At 43.2% G+C, this 18944-nt stretch carries 22 protein-coding genes; 15 read left to right on the top strand and 7 right to left on the bottom strand.

Annotated features, from left to right (window positions below; genetic code table 11):
- Positions 1 to 101: 101 nt before the first annotated feature.
- Both DEG18_02160 and dnaB read right to left on the bottom strand, forming a co-directional pair.
- Positions 102 to 701, bottom strand: a complete 600-nt coding sequence (locus DEG18_02160) for a recombination protein RecR (protein HBX58387.1) — start codon at positions 699 to 701, stop codon at positions 102 to 104.
- Between the two features lie 165 nt (positions 702 to 866).
- Positions 867 to 2234, bottom strand: coding sequence for a replicative DNA helicase (gene dnaB / locus DEG18_02165; GenBank protein HBX58388.1), 1368 nt, complete (start codon positions 2232 to 2234; stop codon positions 867 to 869).
- Positions 2235 to 2647: 413 nt separating this feature from the next.
- Between dnaB and DEG18_02170 the strand changes: the two genes are divergently transcribed.
- The 3 genes from DEG18_02170 (at position 2648) to DEG18_02180 (ending at position 3822) form a co-directional block, all read left to right on the top strand.
- Positions 2648 to 2947, top strand: a complete 300-nt coding sequence (locus tag DEG18_02170; protein HBX58389.1) for a hypothetical protein — start codon at positions 2648 to 2650, stop codon at positions 2945 to 2947.
- A 180-nt stretch (positions 2948 to 3127) separates the two neighbouring features.
- Positions 3128 to 3544, top strand: coding sequence for a hypothetical protein (locus DEG18_02175; protein HBX58390.1), 417 nt, complete (start codon positions 3128 to 3130; stop codon positions 3542 to 3544).
- A 29-nt stretch (positions 3545 to 3573) separates the two neighbouring features.
- Positions 3574 to 3822, top strand: a complete 249-nt coding sequence (locus DEG18_02180) for a hypothetical protein (protein ID HBX58391.1) — start codon at positions 3574 to 3576, stop codon at positions 3820 to 3822.
- A gap of 91 nt (positions 3823 to 3913) precedes the next feature.
- On the opposite strand, the gene DEG18_02185 is transcribed toward DEG18_02180, so the two are convergent.
- Positions 3914 to 5191 carry an iron transporter gene (locus tag DEG18_02185; GenBank protein HBX58392.1) on the bottom strand — a complete coding sequence of 426 codons (1278 nt, stop codon included), beginning with the start codon at positions 5189 to 5191 and terminating at the stop codon, positions 3914 to 3916.
- A 78-nt stretch (positions 5192 to 5269) separates the two neighbouring features.
- On the opposite strand from DEG18_02185, the gene DEG18_02190 reads away from it, so the two are divergent.
- From DEG18_02190 to DEG18_02240, 11 genes are all read left to right on the top strand, one after another.
- A complete protein-coding gene (locus DEG18_02190) occupies positions 5270 to 5560 on the top strand; it encodes a hypothetical protein (protein HBX58393.1) in 291 nt (96 codons plus the stop codon).
- 94 nt (positions 5561 to 5654) lie between these two features.
- Entirely contained in the window at positions 5655 to 5996 is a 342-nt protein-coding gene (locus DEG18_02195; protein HBX58394.1) for a hypothetical protein, read from the top strand.
- Between the two features lie 92 nt (positions 5997 to 6088).
- Positions 6089 to 6838, top strand: a complete 750-nt coding sequence (locus DEG18_02200; protein ID HBX58395.1) for a hypothetical protein — start codon at positions 6089 to 6091, stop codon at positions 6836 to 6838.
- A 138-nt stretch (positions 6839 to 6976) separates the two neighbouring features.
- Positions 6977 to 7456, top strand: coding sequence for a nucleotide exchange factor GrpE (gene grpE / locus DEG18_02205; protein HBX58396.1), 480 nt, complete (start codon positions 6977 to 6979; stop codon positions 7454 to 7456).
- Between the two features lie 14 nt (positions 7457 to 7470).
- Positions 7471 to 7842, top strand: coding sequence for a hypothetical protein (locus DEG18_02210; protein ID HBX58397.1), 372 nt, complete (start codon positions 7471 to 7473; stop codon positions 7840 to 7842).
- Positions 7843 to 7850: 8 nt separating this feature from the next.
- Positions 7851 to 8567, top strand: coding sequence for a hypothetical protein (locus DEG18_02215; protein ID HBX58398.1), 717 nt, complete (start codon positions 7851 to 7853; stop codon positions 8565 to 8567).
- Between the two features lie 166 nt (positions 8568 to 8733).
- Entirely contained in the window at positions 8734 to 10623 is a 1890-nt protein-coding gene (locus DEG18_02220; GenBank protein ID HBX58399.1) for a molecular chaperone DnaK, read from the top strand.
- Positions 10624 to 10863: 240 nt separating this feature from the next.
- Positions 10864 to 11664: a hypothetical protein gene (locus tag DEG18_02225; GenBank protein HBX58400.1), complete on the top strand. Its 801-nt coding sequence runs from the start codon at positions 10864 to 10866 to the stop codon at positions 11662 to 11664.
- 2 nt (positions 11665 to 11666) lie between these two features.
- The gene (locus tag DEG18_02230; protein HBX58401.1) at positions 11667 to 12464 is read left to right on the top strand and encodes a hypothetical protein; all 798 of its coding nucleotides are present in this window, start codon (positions 11667 to 11669) and stop codon (positions 12462 to 12464) included.
- A gap of 114 nt (positions 12465 to 12578) precedes the next feature.
- Positions 12579 to 13286, top strand: coding sequence for a hypothetical protein (locus tag DEG18_02235; GenBank protein ID HBX58402.1), 708 nt, complete (start codon positions 12579 to 12581; stop codon positions 13284 to 13286).
- 88 nt (positions 13287 to 13374) lie between these two features.
- Positions 13375 to 13914 carry a hypothetical protein gene (locus DEG18_02240; GenBank protein ID HBX58403.1) on the top strand — a complete coding sequence of 180 codons (540 nt, stop codon included), beginning with the start codon at positions 13375 to 13377 and terminating at the stop codon, positions 13912 to 13914.
- Positions 13915 to 14481: 567 nt separating this feature from the next.
- On the opposite strand, the gene DEG18_02245 is transcribed toward DEG18_02240, so the two are convergent.
- From DEG18_02245 to DEG18_02255, 3 genes are all read right to left on the bottom strand, one after another.
- On the bottom strand, positions 14482 to 15132 hold the full coding sequence (locus DEG18_02245) for an elongation factor P (protein ID HBX58404.1): 651 nt from the start codon (positions 15130 to 15132) through the stop codon (positions 14482 to 14484).
- 184 nt (positions 15133 to 15316) lie between these two features.
- Positions 15317 to 16102 carry an ABC transporter gene (locus DEG18_02250; protein ID HBX58405.1) on the bottom strand — a complete coding sequence of 262 codons (786 nt, stop codon included), beginning with the start codon at positions 16100 to 16102 and terminating at the stop codon, positions 15317 to 15319.
- Positions 16086 to 16835 (bottom strand): ABC transporter ATP-binding protein, encoded by a 750-nt coding sequence (locus tag DEG18_02255; protein ID HBX58406.1) that lies wholly within the window; start codon positions 16833 to 16835, stop codon positions 16086 to 16088. The genes DEG18_02250 and DEG18_02255 overlap by 17 nt, the downstream gene beginning before the upstream one ends.
- Before the next feature lie 98 nt (positions 16836 to 16933).
- On the opposite strand from DEG18_02255, the gene DEG18_02260 reads away from it, so the two are divergent.
- A complete protein-coding gene (locus DEG18_02260; protein HBX58407.1) occupies positions 16934 to 17815 on the top strand; it encodes a hypothetical protein in 882 nt (293 codons plus the stop codon).
- A 39-nt stretch (positions 17816 to 17854) separates the two neighbouring features.
- On the opposite strand, the gene DEG18_02265 is transcribed toward DEG18_02260, so the two are convergent.
- Positions 17855 to 18769 (bottom strand): methionyl-tRNA formyltransferase, encoded by a 915-nt coding sequence (locus tag DEG18_02265; GenBank protein ID HBX58408.1) that lies wholly within the window; start codon positions 18767 to 18769, stop codon positions 17855 to 17857.
- Between the last annotated feature and the right edge of the window lie 175 nt (positions 18770 to 18944).

The following is an 18944-nucleotide window of genomic DNA, read 5'->3' on the forward strand; positions in this document are numbered from 1 at the left end:
CTCGCTTAAGCGAGTGGGCTCTGTGAAATATCGAGCGTTAGGAGCGAAAGATCGCAGGAAGCTTTCGACTCCGATACGATGAAGTGATTAGGGTCGAGCGATTACTTCCTGAACTCAAGGGCATTCTTGAGCGTAATCTCGTCTATGTATTCGAGATGAGATCCTGAAGCCAGGCCTCTAGCAAGATGAGTAATCCTTACGTTATCTTTTTTATCGAGCATGTCTCTGACGTACATAGCTGTTGTCTCTCCTGCGGTATTGGGATTGGTGGCAAGTATTAGCTCAACTTCGCCTAGATCCTTAGTGGTATTAGATATCCGAGTATCGAGCTCTCTAAGTCTCAAATTCTCTGGGAGTACACCGTCGATCGGGTTAATGGCTCCGCCTAGAATATGATACAAGCCTCTATATAGCCCAGTCTTTTCGATTGATTCTAGATCGGTGACCTTCTCTAATACCATGATTTTGGTGCGATCTCTTTTCTTGTCCGAGCATACTCCGCATATATGGTTATCGCTTATATTGAAACAGATATTACAAAATGAAATATTGGTTCTTAAATTTGTGATGGCCGTACCTAGCTCTTCTAGCTCGGTATCTGATTTATTCATTAAAGACAAAACAAAGCGAGCGGCCTGTCTTGGGCCAACTCCGGGTAACTTTCTTAACAATGATACAATGTGTTTAAAATTCTGATTCATAAAGTTGTGCTAAATTCTGAATATCATTTTCTTGAGTACGGGTTGTATTTCTCTGTTGAGAAATCACCCTCTCGCTCGGCGCCGTCGCGCCTGCGCGGGCCTCTCGAAAATAATATTCAAATTTCATGTCTCGCTTGGTATGAGAAAGCCACATTAATCAACGAGCTAGATGATTTCGCCTTGATGGTGTCTATCTACTTCTTGGAATAATAGGCTATCAGGATTAATTCTAAACTCTATTTCTCCGGTGGGACCATTTCTATGCTTAGCGATAACGAGTTGGGCTATGTTGAGCTTACCATCTCTCTCGGCATTCTCGCGATTTATCTTATCTTCTCTATGAATAAACATGACTAAGTCGGCATCTTGTTCAATAGATCCAGAATCTCTCAGGTCAGATAATCTGGGTTTATGGCCATCTCTCTGCTCGATAGCGCGGGATAATTGAGATAATGCTAAAACTGGAATATTCAATTCTTTAGCTAAACCTTTTAGGCCTCTAGATATTTCTGTCACTTGTTGGACGGGGCTGTTGTAGTCTTTTCTGGATGTCATCAGCTGTAAGTAATCGATGACTAGTAGCCCAAGGCCATGCTCAGATTGAAGTCTTCTGGCCATCGTGCGCATCTGTAGAATGTTGGGAGAAGGTGAGTCGTCGATGAATATTGGCATTTGACCTAATTCCTCGCAGGCAGTCGTAATTCTGAGAAAATCGTTGTGTTCTTCTTGGTGAGATAGCTTACCGGTACGTAATTTCCAAAGACTTACACCCGATCTGGCGGCAATTAAACGATCGACTACTTGATCTACGGACATTTCCATACTAAATACGCCAACGGGAACGCCTTGCTGAGCAATGTTTAAGGCTAAGTTCAAGGCAAATGCAGTTTTACCAACAGAGGGTCTAGCCGCTAGTATAATTAAGTCGGATTTTTGCAGACCGCCGAGTGTGCTATCCATATCGGCATAACCAGTCTTGTGACCACGAAGAACTCCGTCGTCTTGGTTGGTGATCCTTTCCATGGCCGCGCTCAAGGTGTCTTTTAGGGGCATCAGGGTCTTAGAAAGAGATCTTTGCGAGACTGAAAATAACTTTTTCTCGGCGTCATCCAATAAGGTCTCTACATCCTCGTCTTCTTGATAGCCTAGTCCAGAGATATAATTGGCGGCATCAATGAGATCGCGCAACATTTTCTTTCTTTGGATGATCTTAGCGTATGATGTTGCGTGAGCCGATGTGGCCACCGAGCTGGCTAGCGATGTTAGATAGCTTAGCCCTCCGCTAATGTCTAAATTGCCAGAATCTTGAAGTCGATTAGAAAGATTTAAAAGATCTATCGGTTCTCTTTTCTCGAATAGAGTTATTATAGCCTCAAAAATTATCTGATGATTGCGATTATAGAAATCTTCTGGACGCAAAAAGTCCACAACTTTATTGATGGCCTCTCTATCTATTAATAATGATCCGAGAAGAGATTTCTCGGCATCTGTGTTACGAGGTGGTAGCTTGTCTACGATATCTTTGCTCGTCATATCGTTTACATTATTGTAAATAAAAGGGGAGTTAGCAAGCTAATTGGTTGAGAAGCTGTTAATAAATCGCTCCGCCCCATCAATTTTTTCATCTTGTCCTCGACTACGCCAAGTCTAGTCGATATGGAAGAGCATTAATACTCCAAAACAATAGGTAACCCTCGCACTATTGATTCTTAATGATTGTATTGCCCTCGACCTATTGTTTTGGACTAATGCTTTTCCAATCTCCTATCCTTGGCTTGTCTGTGGAGATTTCAAAAATGGATGGGGCTTCGCTTGGATTAATTAAAACTTGCACGAAATGGGCGAGACTACAACTAGCCATTTAGGGGAGGGGATTAATATTGACAGTACCGCTAAGATGCGGTATTGTAGCGGTATTAGTTCCTCACAACCTGGGAGATAGATCTATGAATTGGGACCCTTCCCTTCTGACTCCGTCACACCTTGCGCTCTGGCAGATTGCCCTCGCGTGGGCGATTCAACTGCCACTGACGTTCCTCTTCTTCTTGATGCTGACTACCTCGGGAATCATGTCGATCGACATGACCGAGGCTATGCTCAAGGAGGAGGTCGCAGCCGCAAGACCCATCAAGCGTTTCTTCCTGACGGTCTTCGTTGGGCCGACGCTTGCGGTCATCGGTTCGGCGCTACTCTTCTTATTCATGACGGCCGCCATCTGTGGGGCTGCAAGCAATCGGCGAGATTGAGGTACCCATGGCAAAGCATAAGAGACCGAAGCCGGAGGATCTCTACGTAAGGGATCGCAAGGGTCGGTTCCACCGTTGCCCGGGGTCCTTACTCAAGAGGCCACCTCTCGGCCGCTGTAGGAAGTGTGGCTACGAGTGGAACGATGGATTTGAGTTCAAGGACTAACACGAGGAGGAAACATGAAGAAGCTTCTTATCGCCGAGATCATCGCAATCATCGCAAGTATTGCGATGGTCATCGCAGGATCCATCATGGGATGGCCTGATGGGGCTATTGCTGTTATGACTTACGTCGTTGCCGTTGTTTTTGTTACCGTTGTTTCGGCTGGTGCTTTCTCTGTTGCTATTGCTGCGGTTGCCGCTGGCGTTGCAGCTGTTGTCGTTGCTGTTTTCGCTCCCATAGCGACTGTCGTTGGTAGTAACGCTGTCTTCATTGCTGTCACGATTGCTACCATCAGTATTGCTGCTGTTACCGGCATCGTCTCAGAACGCCTCAAAATGAAGTACCTCTGGGTATTTTTGAGCCTTCTTGGTGAGGGGGTAGTCGTTGGGGCTATTCTCTACTACGGTCCGACAATGATCAGAGCGGTGGTGTAGTTCCGCTCAAACGCACACGAGGAGGAGAGATGGAACGCGCCTATCGTAGTATGCTCAGAAGGCTTGAGGGAGAAGGAGACGAAGTAGTCATCTCTCGAGCTGGTGCCTCTGACCTTAGGGGGAGAATCGAAAAAGTCGACGATGACGGTTGCTACATCCTCGTCGATAAGCATCCGACCCTGGCTCGAGAAGAAAGAGATCGAGGCGGGGCGCTGGTGATCTTCGTCGACTTCTCGCACATTCGAGGCGTGGGAAGATTGGACGGGAGTCTCGGGTAATTATAAGCCCGCCGAGAGATCGACCTACGAGGTCCGCTCTCTCGGCGGGCCTTGTTTTTTTATTGCTCTTCTAAAATCTCGCGAAGCGGCACTATAGGACGAAGAAAGTGAGGACGGCTAATATGGCCATTATAACGAAGGCGGTGTGGCCAAAGAGGTTGGTTAACCAGCCGTTGGTATGCGTGCCCATAATCTTTTTATTGTTAGACATATGGAGAACCATCATTATAAGGATTGGGGCTATGACACCATAGATTATAGATGTGTAGAATAGAGCCTTAACTGGATTAAGACCAAGTAGAGGAATCAACAGGCCAATGAAAGTGGAAGCAATAACAACGGCATAGAACTCTTTGGCTTTTGCGAATGACTTATTTAACCCTTCTGACCAGCCAAATACTTCGGCTATAACGTAAGCCGCGGAACCGGCCAGAACGGGAATACCGAGAAAGCCGGCGCTTATTATGCCCACTGTGAAAAGAAGGTAGGAATATTCTCCAGCTAGTGGTTCTAACGCTCTAGCGGCATCTTGAAGACTTTCAATATTGTGGAGTCCGGCTTTGAATAGCGTTGAAGCGGCTAGGGTGATAATGAAGAAGGTGATTATATTCGAGAACGACATACCGATTCTGGTATCAGTTGTTAGGCGACTGAGTTCTACGTCGGTGGCTGGCCTAAGATGACAAACGTGGCCAGGCTTACATTGCTCAATCATTTTTTCCTCAACTTCTTGATTGGCTTGCCAGAAGAATAGATATGGAGAAAGCGTAGTACCAAAGAAAGCAATTAATACAATAAAATAATCCTTACTAAAGTGAAAAGTGGGGATTAACGTGTGAAATAGTATGTTTCCCCAGTCTTGATTTATGGTAAATGTAGCAAAGATATAGGCGAACAAGCTAAGGGCCGTCCATTTGAAAATAGCGAATATTCTTTTGTATGGGAGGTAAATGGTTACGGCTAATATCAATATAGTTATGGCTATGGCGACTAACCGATGATGATTTATGTCAGTTAGGCCTGTAACCATTGAAAAAGCTTGAGTCATGGCAGACATATTGGATCCGATATTAATCGTATTAGCTATTACTATTAGTCCGGCAATAAAAAACATTAGCCATCTTGGATAATGTTTTTTCATGTTCCCGGCCAAGCCCATATTCGAAACCCTACCAATGCGACCGCTCATTTCTTGCATGGCGATCATGAAGGGCAAAGTAAAAAGTGATGCCCAGAGCATTGAATATCCATATTTTGCGCCAGCAATAGTATATGTAGCTATGGCTGACGGTTCGTCGTCAGAGGCGCCCGTAATAAATCCTGCACCTAATAATTCCCAGACACGCTTTAGCTTTTTTATAATGGGCATACCCTAATATTTTAGCACAGAAACTGATATCTAAGAATTGGAGTGAATGTTGACAACTATGGCATATTCGGTTATTCTATGCCTAGTTCTAGTAGGGAAGGAAGCGTCATGCCCGCAACTGATTTCTGCGATCTTAGAAATCCCAACAGAACTCAGGATATCAATGTGGCTACGGTAATGAGTGCTCAGCATACATGTTTTCTCTGCGGAAAGAACAATGTCATTGAAAACTGGTTGCTTGGCGCGGACGGTATGAAGATTGACCCAGTCGTATGGACTGCGGTAGAAGGTGGCCTATTGAAAGAAGGCGGAGCGAAATTTACTTTTGGCAGCATATGCGTGTTTTGTATGCCATATTTCCACGACTAATCCAAGCGGTCGAACAAAGAATAGTCTAGCCGCGCGATCGCGGTCGTAGAGTCCAAGTGGACTCTTTTTCTTTACTTTGGATGTTCAATTAAGTATGATTTTTGCAGATCTTACTTTGGGGAGGGAGGGGGATATGGGTTCTCTTGAGGTTGCTGGCAAGAGCACGGTAGCTGATCACGTCTGGCTGTTTATCGGATCTGTTTTATTCGGTCCGTTCCTTCTGCTATGCGCTTGCCTTCTAGCTATCGGCGACGCTATGTTCTGGCCGACGATTATCTGGATGCTAGACGTAGGAATAGCATACTTGCTAGTCATTTGGCTGTCTGGTCTTACTGGAACGAAGGCTATCGTCATGGCGTATCTGCTCGGCGGCCTGTTCATATACCTCTATCTTATTAAGTCAAAATTCCGCTTTCCATCTATAGACTGCGAGTAGTGCCGTGGCGACCATTGGGTCGCCTTTTTGTATGAAAATATGCACAATTAGCAGTCTTGACATGAGACTGCTAATTTTAATATAATGCCGGTATGCTTAGTGAAAGACAAATAAACATATTGAATGAGGTTATACAGTTGCACACAAACTGGGCTAAACCAATAGCTTCCAGCTTTTTGCATAAACGCGGTGGCTTTAAGATAAGTCCGGCTACTCTAAGGAACGAGATGCTCGATTTGGAGGATGGTGGCTACCTAACTCATCTTCACACTTCTGGAGGTAAAGTACCGACTGATAAGGCATATCGTCTGTATGTTAACAATTTACTATCTAAGAATGATCTAGTCCTAGATAATGATTTCAAGAGGATCATAAACACCATGGTGTTGGGAAATATCTTTGATTCGAACAGTTTGAATAGAGAAATTGCCAAAACAATATCTTGCCTGACTAACAGCTTGGTAATTACAAATCGTTTTGGTGATAGAAGTTTTTACAAATCTGGACTGGCCAGCATTCTATCTATGCCAGAATTTGAAGAGATAGCTAAAGCTAGAGATATGGCTCAGCTCACCGAAGGCTTTGAGGCTCTATTCGACGAGATTGAGAATCAATTTTTTGGTGGCACGAGTAAATATATTTCTTTTACTCCTAGCGTGTTCATAGGTTCAGAAAATCCAAATAAAAACATAAAAGAACATTCCGTGATTTGTGGCCATTATCGTTTGCCAGATCTCAGTACGGCTACATTGACGCTGATAGGGCCGAAGAGGATGGATTACGGTAAAAATATATCATTGATTAAATATACGACGGATTTATTAAATAAAATAAGCACGTAGAGTGCTAAGTGTGAATAGCGATTTCTCGAGTGCGGGTTGTATTTTTCTGCTGAAAAATCACCCTCTCCCTCGGGTCCAGTCGACCCTGCGAGAGCCTCTCGGAATCGCCATTCACGCTTAGCTCGAAACGATAAAAAGATGGGGGATGAACATAAGAAGAAAGATGATGTTAATTCTGAAGAAGAGTTAGCGAAGTGTAAGGTGCAATGTGAGGATTATTTGAATAATTGGAAGAGAGAAAGGGCTGATTTTGTGAATTATAAGAAGGAAGAGAGTAGAAGGGTTGAGCAAATAGTAAAATTTGCCAACGAAGGGCTGGCGCTAGAGATCATCGATGTAGTCGATGGCCTCGAAGAGGCCCTAAAGAAGGCCAGCGTGGAGATGAAGGATAAACATGCTGATTGGTACGAAGGCATCGAGAAAGCGATAAAGAACTTCGAGAAGACGCTAGAAAAATATGAGATAACAAGAATAAAAGTAGTTGGCGAGAAGTTCAATCCAGGACTGCACGAAGCGGTTGAGATGGAGAAAGACGGCGAGAAATTAGAAGAAGTCAGAGCTGGCTATATGATGCAAGATAAAGTCATCAGACCGTCACGCGTAAGAATAACTAAATAGAAATGGATGACACTATGAAAACTATTATCCATATCGTCGCGATCTTCTTGATAGTTATGCTTGCATTTTGTTTTCCAGACGCATCGGCGATTTGGGCAGCTGTAGTCATATTAATTTTATTGTTTGTTCGTATATATCCAAATAAGTCGTTTAAAATCTTTAACTTATTGGAGATCAAAAATGAGTTATCTGGTATAAATGACAGGCTCAGTGGTCTTACTAGTGTGATAATGAATCTCAAAATTAACATGACTCAGAATAATGTAGCCGGTGAGTCGCAACCAAAATCCGCGGCTATCGAATCTGGTACGACGAAAAATATTCGACTACCAAATAGCATGCCATTCACTGCAACGATACTCGAAGGCGATGATAAAAATAATTAAAATAAAATATGAATACACAAGAGTTAATTAAGAAGAATATGGAGGCCGTGGTTATGATTGATCTTCAAATGCCGGGCGAAGGAGATCAGAAAAAAATAAGTATACGCGGAACGGGGTTTGTAGTTACTAAAGATGGTAAGTATGTTACCTGTGCCCATGTGTATGACCAGATACTGCCTAACGAATATCAATATTTAGGAGTTGCAGTACCAGAAGGAGTCGACGAGAAAGGCATCATGCATTATAAGCGATATAAAACAAAACTCATCGGGGAATTAGATAGGGAAAATGATGTTGCCCTGATGCAAATCACCTTAGAGCCAGGAGAGAGTGACGTCGAATTTAAAACAATAGAGGGCATTGAAAAAGCAGAGTCAGTTAATGAGGGCGATGATGTGGCATATATAGGCTATCCATTAGCCACAGAGCTATTGGGTATGGGTTTTGGAATAACTATGACGACAAATAAATGCATAATTAGCTCGATAAAACGCAGGGGCGTCGATGGCTCGCTTCATATGTATCTGATTGATACGCATACCAATAATGGAGCCAGCGGATCACCATTGCTTTCGCTTGATACTGGCAAGGTTGTGGGTATTGTGAGCGGTAAAATATCGTCCAGGATCCCGACTCCAGATGGAAAGATAATAGATATACCAGCGAACATGGGAATATGTAGACCTTCCGTATATGTACAAAAAATAATTGATAAAAACAAATAATCAGAATAATTAATACAGAGCTAGGCTAATCACTTGAGAGACAATCCGGAGGCGAGCGGGCAGGTGTCCCGCCTAGTGGGACGAGCGAGCCGAGGAAATTAGTCAGAATTTCTCGCTGGGAAATTCTGACATGTCGAACAAGTGATTAGCCTAGCGATATAAATATATGAGTAAAATATTAGGAATTGATTTGGGAACAACAAATTCGGCGATGGCGGTTGTGGAAATTGGCCAATCCAGAATTTTAGAGAACAAAGAGGGCGTAAGAACTACCCCTTCGATAGTGGCCGTCGGCAAGTCTGGTGAAAGATACGTTGGCGTTACCGCCAAAAGGCAAGCCGTAACTAATCCGAACAACACAATTTATTCGGTTAAAAGATTGATTGGCCGAAGGTTTAGCGATCCAGAAGTTCAAAGAGATAAAGAACTCTTACCGTACGAGATCAGAAAAGGCGTTCATGATGACGTTGAAGTTAAGATGGGCGATAAGTGGCTAAAGCCAGCTGAAATATCAGCGATGATATTGCAAAAATTAAAGACTGATGCTGAAGATAAGTTGGGAGAAAAGATTACCGAGGCGATTATCACCGTTCCGGCTTACTTCGATGACTCTCAAAGAAAAGCTACTAAAGATGCTGGAGAAATTGCCGGGTTAAATGTCAAAAGAGTTATAAACGAACCGACAGCCGCAGCTTTGGCTTATGGTTTAAATAAGAAAAAAGACGAGAAGATTGTGGTTTATGATTTTGGCGGCGGTACATTCGATATATCAGTCTTAGAGATAGGCGATGATACCATTGAAGTTCGTGGCACTGGCGGTGATACTCATTTAGGCGGAGATGATATCGATCAATTGCTCATAAGGCATTTCATGGAAGAATTTAAGAAAGACCAGGGCGTAGATATATCCAAGGATCAGCTAGCCGTGCAAAGAATGAAGGACGCGGCCGAGAAAGCCAAGCATGAGTTATCCAGCACCCTTCAAACCGAAGTTAACATCCCATTCTTAACGGCCGACGCCTCTGGCGCTAAGCACTTTAGCATGACCTTCACGCGATCTAAGCTAGAGGAGCTGGTTAAGCCGTTAGTGGATAGATCTATAAAGCTGACCAAGGAAACAGTTGAAAGTTCTGGTTTTAAGATGGCAGATATCAATGAGATTATATTGGTTGGTGGGCAAACCAGAATGCCATTGATAATGGAGGAAGTTAAAAGACTATTTGGAAAGGAACCTCACAAGGATGTTAATCCAGACGAGGTCGTGGCTATTGGCGCGGCTATCCAGGGTGGAATAATGCAGGGTGAGGTCAGAGATGTCCTATTGCTTGATGTGACACCATTATCGTTGGGCATAGAAACTTTGGGACAAGTGGCAACGAAGATGATCGAGAAGAACACGACCGTACCAGTTTCTAAGACTCAGATATTCTCTACGGCGGCTGACAATCAGCCATCGGTAGAAATTCACATTGTCCAGGGTGAAAGAGCAATGGCTCACGACAATAAAACTCTGGGTAGGTTTATACTTGATGGTATCCCGCCAGCGCCGCGAGGTGTGCCTCAGGTTGAGGTAACCTTTGATATCGACGCTAACGGCATTCTAAATGTTAAAGCCAAAGATAAGGCTACTAACAAGGAGCAGTCAATCAGAATTGAGGGATCTTCTGGCTTAACCGATGACGAAAAGAAGAAAATGCAGGCTGATGCCGAGAAATTTGCTGCGGAAGATGCAAAGAAAAAAGAAATGGCCGAGACTCGAAATGTATCTGAAACACTTGTCTATACTACTGAGAAGCTAATTAAAGATAATGGTGATAAGATAAAAGAAGAAGATAAAAAGGAATTAAACGAAAAGGCTGAAGCTGTTAAATCGGCTCTCAAGTCTGACAATGTAGAAGAAATTAAGAAGACTACCGAAGAGCTGTCTAAGGTAGCACAGCGTATCGGCGGAGAGATGTATAAGCAACAGCAAGAAGCTGAAAAGGCTCAGCAGGCCCAGCCGAAAGAGGAAGCGAAGGCCGAGGAGGAGGCTCCGAAGGAAGAAACTAAAAAGTAAAAACGCTTTGTCGGGGCAGCTAAGATTCTTCACAACTCAACTTCTGGTCAACTAATATTCGAGCTTCTGATAAATCCGAACAAAATCTGGATGCCCCTCAGCTCTAAAGAGCTTCGACCCAGATTATTGCAAGCCCCTTCGGGGTTACCGTATTTATCATCGAATCTCTCATTTATTTGTTCCATAAGTCTCGGATTGTTCAGAATCTTAGCTGCCCCAACTTTGTTTAAAATATAGTAGATGAGAATATATAAATTTGTGGGGTGGGTGGTGGTGATTGGTGTACTGTCATTTTTGTTTTGGCACGGCATGAGTTCTTGGCTAAATGGAGTCGAGATGCTAAGCTACTCTAGCTATCATATCGTTAGCATTATTTATGTTACATTACTTATCTCTATTTTGGCATTGGGTATGGCACTTTTTAGGAGTGCTCGGGAAGCTCTTGTTGGGCTTATTTTTGCCGCTCTAGGCTTTCTACTGGCAGTTGGCTTCTCGGTACTGAATTTAGTCACAGTCGGAGTGATTATTCTTCTGGGCTGGTACTCTAGGAATATGGTTGGCCACGAAGTCGAACAGAGGATAAAAGTTAAAAGTCGAGCCATGATCGGCGCCGGCCTAACTCCTTTAATTGTAGCTATGGCTCTGGGCGTATCAATCGTGGCATATCAAAGTGACGCCATCGCTTCCCTAGCCGAAGAAGAGAGGATTCCATCTTCAAGCGAAAGATTTATTAGATCGATAGTTGATAGGGCTATTGATAGTGGGCTAGTGCCTACTAAAGTCAGTCCTAGGGAGAAAGAAGCCGTTGCCCAGCAGACAACAGAAGATCTTATTAGCCAAACTAATCAGACATTGAAGCCCTATTTTAAATATTCTAGGCCAGTTTTAGCGGCTACATTGTTCTTGATTATTTACGGTTTGAATTGGATATTTTACTGGCTAGCGATTGGCATGGGAATGCTCCTAATTGCTGTTCTGAGGTTGACGGGATTCATAAAAATAGAAGAGGTGGATATAAAGGCAGAGAGAATGATTATATAAATATGGCGAAAGATTATTATCAAACACTAGGCATATCTAAATCGGCGACACCAGATGAGATAAAGAAGGCCTATCGTAAATTGGCTCATCAATATCATCCCGATAAAGGAACGGGAGATGAAGCTAAGTTTAAGGAGATAAACGAGGCCTATCAGGTGCTGTCCGACGATAAAAAGCGTAGCAATTACGATAATTTTGGCTCGGCTGATTTTAATGGTGGCGGTTTCGGTGGTGCCGGAGCTGGAGATTATTCTAATTTTTATGATTTCTTTAGTGGCGGTCGTCGTCAGCCTAGTGGTTTTGAAGATATTTTTGATATTTTTTCCGATGCTTTTAGCGGTGGAGGCTATGCCCAACAGCAAGAAGAGAGAAGCAAAGGGGAAGACCTACATTTAGAAGTTCGCGTGGGCAAAAAGGATCTTGGAGATTCTAAGATATTCGAATATGAATCAATGATTGTTTGTGAAGAATGTGACGGTACGTCGGTAGCTAAGGGTTCGAAGATGATCACTTGTAAAACTTGTGGCGGCAGAGGCCAGGTCCAGCAAGCTACTCGAACTCCATTCGGCACGTTCAGCCGAGTCTCTGTTTGTGGCGCTTGCAAGGGCAGAGGCCAGGCTCCAGAAAAAGAATGTGGCGATTGTAAAGCTACGGGCAGGGTAAAGACTAAAAAACGTATAGAAATCAGGATTCCCGTGGATTTAGATAATGATTATGTAGTAGTCGTGCCTAAAGGTGGTAATGCCGGTAAACTTAAGAGGCCGGCGGGGGATTTAGTTGTGAATATACGCGTCAAGTAGCGCTTTGCTATGGGTTTTGAATACAATGGCCGTCATTGTATTCAGGGTGTATTGTGAGAATATCGAGGATGTGGTATAATATAATTACACACAGTTCGTTTTATCAACATTTTCGTGGAGGTCGTAATGAAAGCTATTTTTGTGGACGGCGAGGCTCTGGGCTGGATGCGCCAGGGCCTTGGTATCGGAGCGTACAGGTTCTCCGAGCTCTATCGGATTCTTACGACAGAGATTGGTAAATCGGCCGGATTACTTCCGCCGGTTTACGTCCTGTCCTCCGGAGCCGATCAGAAGATCGGCAAGTTCCTACGTGCGGCTGGGTTTGTGACGAAAGTCGTGAATGCACCGCGTGACGATGAATTCATCCAGGAGCAGATCAAAGCGCTTCCGACTGAGGTGACCGAAGTCGTGCTGGTCGCCGCAGATTCGGACTTCGTACCCTCCTTGAGAGAGGTTGCGAACAGGGGGATCACCGTTTTCGTAGTGGCTACACGTGCCCTCCAGAATGGCAATTCCATGGTTGGAGTGATCATGGAAGATTTCCTTCGTGAGAATGAGAATACCACATTCGTAGATCTGGAAAAATACAAAGACAAGCTGATGAAATCTTCCTGGGTAAATCATCAACTGCTAGAGGTGGCGCCGAACATGGGCGAGGTTCGCATCATGAAAAGCCCGTCTCTCCCACTCGCCCCAGTCAGAGGCGAAAGATCAAGCGTCATCTCGTTGACGGGATCAGGTGAGGATGTCAACGCGGCGACGTCAGAGATCATGAGCCTCCTCACTAGATTCCCACGGCTTCGCGTGGGTATCAATTTCTAGATCTTCAAGAGACTAATTCAGGCCTCTGCGGGGTTCACGAACCCCGCAGAGGCTTTTTCATAACTTAATATGTTGTATAATTATCGTAATGGATTATATCCAGCAAATATTCTCGAGAATACATCTTTCTAGTTTCTCCGATTTATTGAAAACGATTTCTGGTCCGCAAATGTTATTTGCGGGTTTGTTGCTCGTATTCTTACTGTTATACGGTTTAAGCTTAGGTAGAACTCGGGCACTGGTCTCTTTATTGGGCATATATATCGCCTATGTTTTTAATGCCACGTTCATTTACTTTAGCGAACTCTATAGGTGGATACCTCTCAAAGATACCAATCTGATTAGAGTTGTCGCCTTGCTGATCGTATACCTGGGAGTTTTTTACATATTGAATAGGTCCTTAGTGAAAGCTAGGCTAACCCTAAAGGAAGCATCATTTTTCTCTGTGTTTATCATAAGCGTGCTACAGCTAGGATTTTTAATATCAATTATCACCAACACTCTTTCTTACGAGATGCTAGCCTATTTCCCTGGGCCATTCTTATTATATTTTTCGACAAAGACGGCCTTATTCTATTGGGCGATTGCTCCTATCCTGATGCTAATATTTTTAAAAAGGCACGAATGAGCGCGAGTTATACTCCGACGATTTCAAAATCAAAGTTGACACGATATTAAGAAAATGTAATTAATATGGGGGTAAGCTCTTTCTCGTAGTAAATCTTCCTGGGAGGATCAGTTGTCAATCCACGCCCGTAAATTCATAACAGTCTCTGTCCCGCTTTCTCTCGTAAAAACAGTGATACTGACCGACATTTCACGCATCTTGCTTCATTCTACCGATCGAGAAGAAGTGAGGGCTGCCGCTGAGTGGGTCTTTACTCACGAACCATGTTTGGGACTAGGACACGATTGCAATCCGGATCTCTCGGAGTTCAGTTGTCTGCAATGTGAGACCGGTAGGGATCATAATAATGAGGCCAGAAGAATCTGGCTAACACTTCCCGAAGAACGTCGTCAATGGATAGCCAGTCTTTTAGAGGAGGCCGGATATATCCTTCAATAATCGAAAAGACCCGTAAGGGTCTTTATTGTTTCTAAGCGTCCGTATATACAATTTTTTCGAATGCAGGCCACTAAGAACAATGGCCGCCTTTTAGGCCGCAAAGGCAGCCATTGTTGGGATTTAAAAAAATCAATTCTTGTCGGCACGGCCGACATACTCGCCATTCTCAGTATTTATAGTAATGACATCGTCCTGCTCTATGAATAAAGGCACGTTTATCATAGCGCCAGTCTCAATTTTAGCTTGCTTTACGCCGCCTTGAGCGGTATTGCCCTTGATTGATGGGGGAGCCTCGACTATCTTGAAATCCATCTTGACTGGTAATTCAACGTTAATCACTTTGCCGTTAAATAAAATTGCATCAAGTACTGTTCCAGCTTTCAAGAATTTAGTTTGATCGCCCAATATCTCCTCTTTCAGCTGAAGCCTGTTCCCTGCATTTTTCTCTTCCGTAAACCAGAACTCATCTCTATGAGCGTAGAGGAATTTTACTTTTTGCCTTTCTATATCGGCTTCTTCGAAAACGTCTGATTGGGCAAAGTTTCTTTCGAGTATTTTGCCATTCAAAAGATTTCTCATTTTAGTTTGAACGGTTGGCCTTCTCTGCTGCATCTTAAGATGATGAGTCTCGACGACTACGTAGGGTTGATCTTCGTATATGAAGAAAGTTTTTGGTTTTAATTGGTTTACAACGATTGACATTATATTGTTGTGCGCTAGATGCTCCATCGGATCGGGATCAAAGGCTTCCTGCGAGCCTTCGTCCCTAATGCTCGACATTTCGAAGATCCACTTTATGCCCAACGCTTATTTGCCTAGCAAATGGGCGTTGGGCATCTCAAGGATAAGCCGAAATGTCTGCGCAGTTTCCTCTGGAGTATCTAACGCTTCACTTTAAACGATTTATTAAATGCTTAATCGAAAAGCGATAATATCCTAGCAAAAATTAGGAGATTGATCAACCTTAATGCTTAAAGACGAGGGTTATTAAGAATATAGCTCCACTAGTGAGGACGATGATTGGACCGGAAGATATTCCCAGGAATAGAGCTAGCGGTATGCCAATTAGGGCAGAGATAGCACCAAATACTACAGACAATACAGTGTAGCTTCTAAGGCTTAGGGATATGTTCCTGGCCGCCGCGGCCGGGATGATTACTAATGAACCCATAAGTAATGTGCCGACGACTTTTAAGCCAAGAGCTACGATGGTGGCTACGAGTAGAAGAAATACGAAGTTAACTGCATCAGCCTTTATGCCCATAGACTTTGTTAGATCTTTTGAAATGATACCTAGCATCACTTTTTTTGAGATGAGACGCATGACTACGATGGAGATAATAACCAGAACGGCAGTGATCATGACATCTAGCGGGCCAACTCTAGTTATGTCTCCGAAAAGAGCTTCTAGCAATTCTGGTTCCGGAGTAAGTATTAGCCCCAAGGCTAGGCTGATAGTAAAAAATATGCCGACAAGAGTCTCAGACGGTAGAGTCGTATGTTTTTCGAGGGCATATATGCCTAATATGGCCATAATTAGCACCGAGAATGCTCCGATGAATGGATTTATGTGTAGTAGCAGGGCAATAGCTATGCCTGGGAGAGCTACGTGTGAAAGGGCATCTCCAACTAAAGACATTCTGCGCAGGATCATGTATGAACCTAAATAACCGGCCCCAATTCCAATTAAAACGCCGACTAGCAGCTGGATGCCCGTTGGCCCATTTAAGTAATTAATGATTGTGCTCATTGTTGCTATGTTCGTGTTTGTAGAAACTGGTTTCGCCGCCGTAAAGCTTGGATAGGGCAATTGGATCGAGAACTATGCTCGGAGTGCCAAAGCAGATCATCTGTCTATTCAGGCAGATGACGTTATTGGCATACTTGTAAACGATATTTAAATCGTGGGATATCAGAATAATCGTCATATTTCTCTCGTCGTTTAGTCGTTTTAGCAGATTATATATTGTTTCTTCTCCACCAATGTCTATGCCAGAAGTAGGTTCGTCAAAAAGTAAAACATCTGGATCATCGAGAATAGACCAGACAATTAATATTCTTTGTAATTGCCCACCCGAGAGCCACCCGACTCTTTGACGTAATAAATGCTCTTTGACATAATGCTCGACTTCTCCGGCGTGTGCTTCGTCGGTTACGCCAACGGATATTAAGGTCGCAATAATTTGTTCGGTGCTGGCTCCTTTGAATTTTAAAAACTCTTCAACGGTCAAGGGGAGGTCTTTGTCTATATGAAATTTCTGGGGGACATAATTTATTTTAATATTGTTGGCCCAGTCGATTTTACCAGAGGAGGGGATCAGTCCCAAGAGTGCTCTAAACAAAACTGACTTGCCAGCGCCATTGGGGCCTACTAGGGCTAAAACATCACCTTTTTTTACGAAAAAACTAAGGTCTTTTAGGATCTCATTGCCGTCTAGGACGACTTTTAATTCGTGAACTGATAGAATAGACTCTTGCTCCATTTATATAGATTATAAGCCATTATTTGGAGTATTGGAAGCAATACGTGTGCATAAAGCCTCACATTGACAAATTATCTGCAAAATGATATAATATACCCATGGATAAAATCTCAGTTTATACTACTAAATATCTGGTCATCGCGCTTATTTTGGTTGGCGTGATTTTTGGCGATTCTGCTTTTGCTGCTATCAATTTCGACGAGACTATTAATAAGTCAGAAGGCAATCAAGAGAAACTAGTTTGTAACGTTATCGGTCAATTGGGGCTAGGCTGTCTCAGGACCGGAATGATCACCGGCAATGGTCCGCTGGCTAGCGGTACGACTGTTGGTGGCTCAAATACAAACACGACTCAGAGTTCTAACTCGGTCCAGAATTCTAATACAAGCAACTCAAGTAAGTCCAGCTCCAGTTGGTTTGGTAAATATAATTTATCAGCTAATGTTTATACTGGAACGGTTACCAGAAAAATAAGCAAAGAAGATGTTTCATTGGTTAAAGTTGTCGGAAGTCCGGAAGTTTATGAAATCGTGCGAGGCATGAAGCATTTGGTTCCAAGCGAAGAGGTATTCCTTAACTATGGCTATAAGAAAGAGATGGTAAGGGAGATCCCCCAAGTAGAACTCAATAAATATCCTAGGGTTAGATTAGTTCAGCCAAAGGGTTCAAAGAAGGTTTATTATCTTACTGAAGCAGGGTTCGTTAGATTGGTTCCCGACGCAAAGGTCTATGAATCATACGGAGATAGGAAAGAAGACATATTAGTAATTAGCACTAAGGAATTTAATTTGTATCCGGTAAACCAATACGTCTATCTTGAGAATCCATTGAATAGGGATGTGTTCTCAGTTGATGGTAGCACCAAAAAATATTTGACGCCGATGGCCATAAGGAGAATGGGATTGAAAGAATTCCAAGTTGCTCCCGTTAACCAGTTTGAAATGAGCTTCTATAAGACTGGCGAGCCAATAATTAACTAAGCCTAAAACAAAACAGCCCCAAATCGGGGCTGTTTTGTTTTAGGCAATGATTATATTGTCATCGCCTAGACCGTTGAGGAAGTCTTTGATGGGTAGAATCTTTTTGCCTTCAAGCTGGAGGACTGTTGGGGATATGTAGTTATTTGATGCTCGGATGAGGAGTCTATTTTTCTCTCTGATTATCTTATCGTAGCTAGCAAGCTCAACCATTTCAGCTCTAAAAATATTCAACGTTTTACCGTTTAGGGTTGTCCAGGTACCGGGATTGAGACTCAAAGCTCGAACTTGGTTATAGATGCTTTCGGCTGATTTAGCCCAATCTATCCTACCATGATGTCGATCTAGCATGCCCACGTACGTCGCCTGCCCGTCATTCTGTTTTCTGGGGATAATCTTGCCATTCAGATATTCGGGCAACGTTTCAAGTAACAGATTTGCTCCTATATCGGCTAATTCTTTCTGAGTGTCGTAAAAGTAGCCATCTTTGGATATGACGTACTCAATTTGTTTTAATATCGGGCCATGATCCATCTTCTCATCAATTATCATAATCGAAACTCCGGTGGCGCTATCACCATTAAGAATAGCCGATTGAATGGGAGATGGGCCACGATATTTCGGCAATAGAGATGGGTGAATATTGATAAAGCCATATTTTGGAACTTCGAGATATCTTTTTGGTATGAGCTTACCGTAAGCGACTACAATACATACGTCTGGTTCTAGACCCTTAAATTCTTCAAAAAATCGGTCATCGCTCAGGAGGGTTGGCTGCGAGAACATTAAACCATTTTTTTCGGCGAAAATTTTAACTGGCGGGGGAGTCAACGTGCCTTTCCTACCGGTTGGCTCGTCGGGCGTGGTAACTACCGCTGCAATATTAAAACCAGCTTCAATTAATTTTTTGAGGCTTGGGATGGCGAATTCTGGTGTTCCGAAAAATATTATTTTCATTAATATAAAAACGTATATATCATTTTCTCGAGTACGGGTTGTATTTTCCTTCTGGAAAATCACCCTCTCTCTCGGCTCCAGCCGAGCCTGCGAGGGCCTCTCGAAAATAACATCTACGTTTTTATTTAAATTTCAAACTCGAGCTAGAGAGGTTGTGGCTTCGTGCAACTCGCGC

It is taken from the genome of Candidatus Yanofskybacteria bacterium, from assembly GCA_003514055.1.
In the GTDB taxonomy this organism is placed as follows: Bacteria; Patescibacteriota; Minisyncoccia; order 2-02-FULL-40-12; family GWA2-44-9; genus UBA12115.

What these genes read in the sequence shown, in the direction of transcription:
- DEG18_02160 (HBX58387.1), bottom strand. Translation starts at nt 701, where the DNA reads ATGAATCAGAATTTTAAACACATTGTATCATTGTTAAGAAAGTTACCC.
- dnaB (HBX58388.1), bottom strand. Translation starts at nt 2,234, where the DNA reads ATGACGAGCAAAGATATCGTAGACAAGCTACCACCTCGTAACACAGAT.
- DEG18_02170 (HBX58389.1), top strand. Translation starts at nt 2,648, where the DNA reads ATGAATTGGGACCCTTCCCTTCTGACTCCGTCACACCTTGCGCTCTGG.
- DEG18_02175 (HBX58390.1), top strand. Translation starts at nt 3,128, where the DNA reads ATGAAGAAGCTTCTTATCGCCGAGATCATCGCAATCATCGCAAGTATT.
- DEG18_02180 (HBX58391.1), top strand. Translation starts at nt 3,574, where the DNA reads ATGGAACGCGCCTATCGTAGTATGCTCAGAAGGCTTGAGGGAGAAGGA.
- DEG18_02185 (HBX58392.1), bottom strand. Translation starts at nt 5,191, where the DNA reads ATGCCCATTATAAAAAAGCTAAAGCGTGTCTGGGAATTATTAGGTGCA.
- DEG18_02190 (HBX58393.1), top strand. Translation starts at nt 5,270, where the DNA reads ATGCCTAGTTCTAGTAGGGAAGGAAGCGTCATGCCCGCAACTGATTTC.
- DEG18_02195 (HBX58394.1), top strand. Translation starts at nt 5,655, where the DNA reads ATGATTTTTGCAGATCTTACTTTGGGGAGGGAGGGGGATATGGGTTCT.
- DEG18_02200 (HBX58395.1), top strand. Translation starts at nt 6,089, where the DNA reads ATGCTTAGTGAAAGACAAATAAACATATTGAATGAGGTTATACAGTTG.
- grpE (HBX58396.1), top strand. Translation starts at nt 6,977, where the DNA reads ATGGGGGATGAACATAAGAAGAAAGATGATGTTAATTCTGAAGAAGAG.
- DEG18_02210 (HBX58397.1), top strand. Translation starts at nt 7,471, where the DNA reads ATGAAAACTATTATCCATATCGTCGCGATCTTCTTGATAGTTATGCTT.
- DEG18_02215 (HBX58398.1), top strand. Translation starts at nt 7,851, where the DNA reads ATGAATACACAAGAGTTAATTAAGAAGAATATGGAGGCCGTGGTTATG.
- DEG18_02220 (HBX58399.1), top strand. Translation starts at nt 8,734, where the DNA reads ATGAGTAAAATATTAGGAATTGATTTGGGAACAACAAATTCGGCGATG.
- DEG18_02225 (HBX58400.1), top strand. Translation starts at nt 10,864, where the DNA reads ATGAGAATATATAAATTTGTGGGGTGGGTGGTGGTGATTGGTGTACTG.
- DEG18_02230 (HBX58401.1), top strand. Translation starts at nt 11,667, where the DNA reads ATGGCGAAAGATTATTATCAAACACTAGGCATATCTAAATCGGCGACA.
- DEG18_02240 (HBX58403.1), top strand. Translation starts at nt 13,375, where the DNA reads ATGGATTATATCCAGCAAATATTCTCGAGAATACATCTTTCTAGTTTC.
- DEG18_02245 (HBX58404.1), bottom strand. Translation starts at nt 15,132, where the DNA reads ATGTCGAGCATTAGGGACGAAGGCTCGCAGGAAGCCTTTGATCCCGAT.
- DEG18_02250 (HBX58405.1), bottom strand. Translation starts at nt 16,102, where the DNA reads ATGAGCACAATCATTAATTACTTAAATGGGCCAACGGGCATCCAGCTG.
- DEG18_02255 (HBX58406.1), bottom strand. Translation starts at nt 16,835, where the DNA reads ATGGAGCAAGAGTCTATTCTATCAGTTCACGAATTAAAAGTCGTCCTA.
- DEG18_02260 (HBX58407.1), top strand. Translation starts at nt 16,934, where the DNA reads ATGGATAAAATCTCAGTTTATACTACTAAATATCTGGTCATCGCGCTT.
- DEG18_02265 (HBX58408.1), bottom strand. Translation starts at nt 18,769, where the DNA reads ATGAAAATAATATTTTTCGGAACACCAGAATTCGCCATCCCAAGCCTC.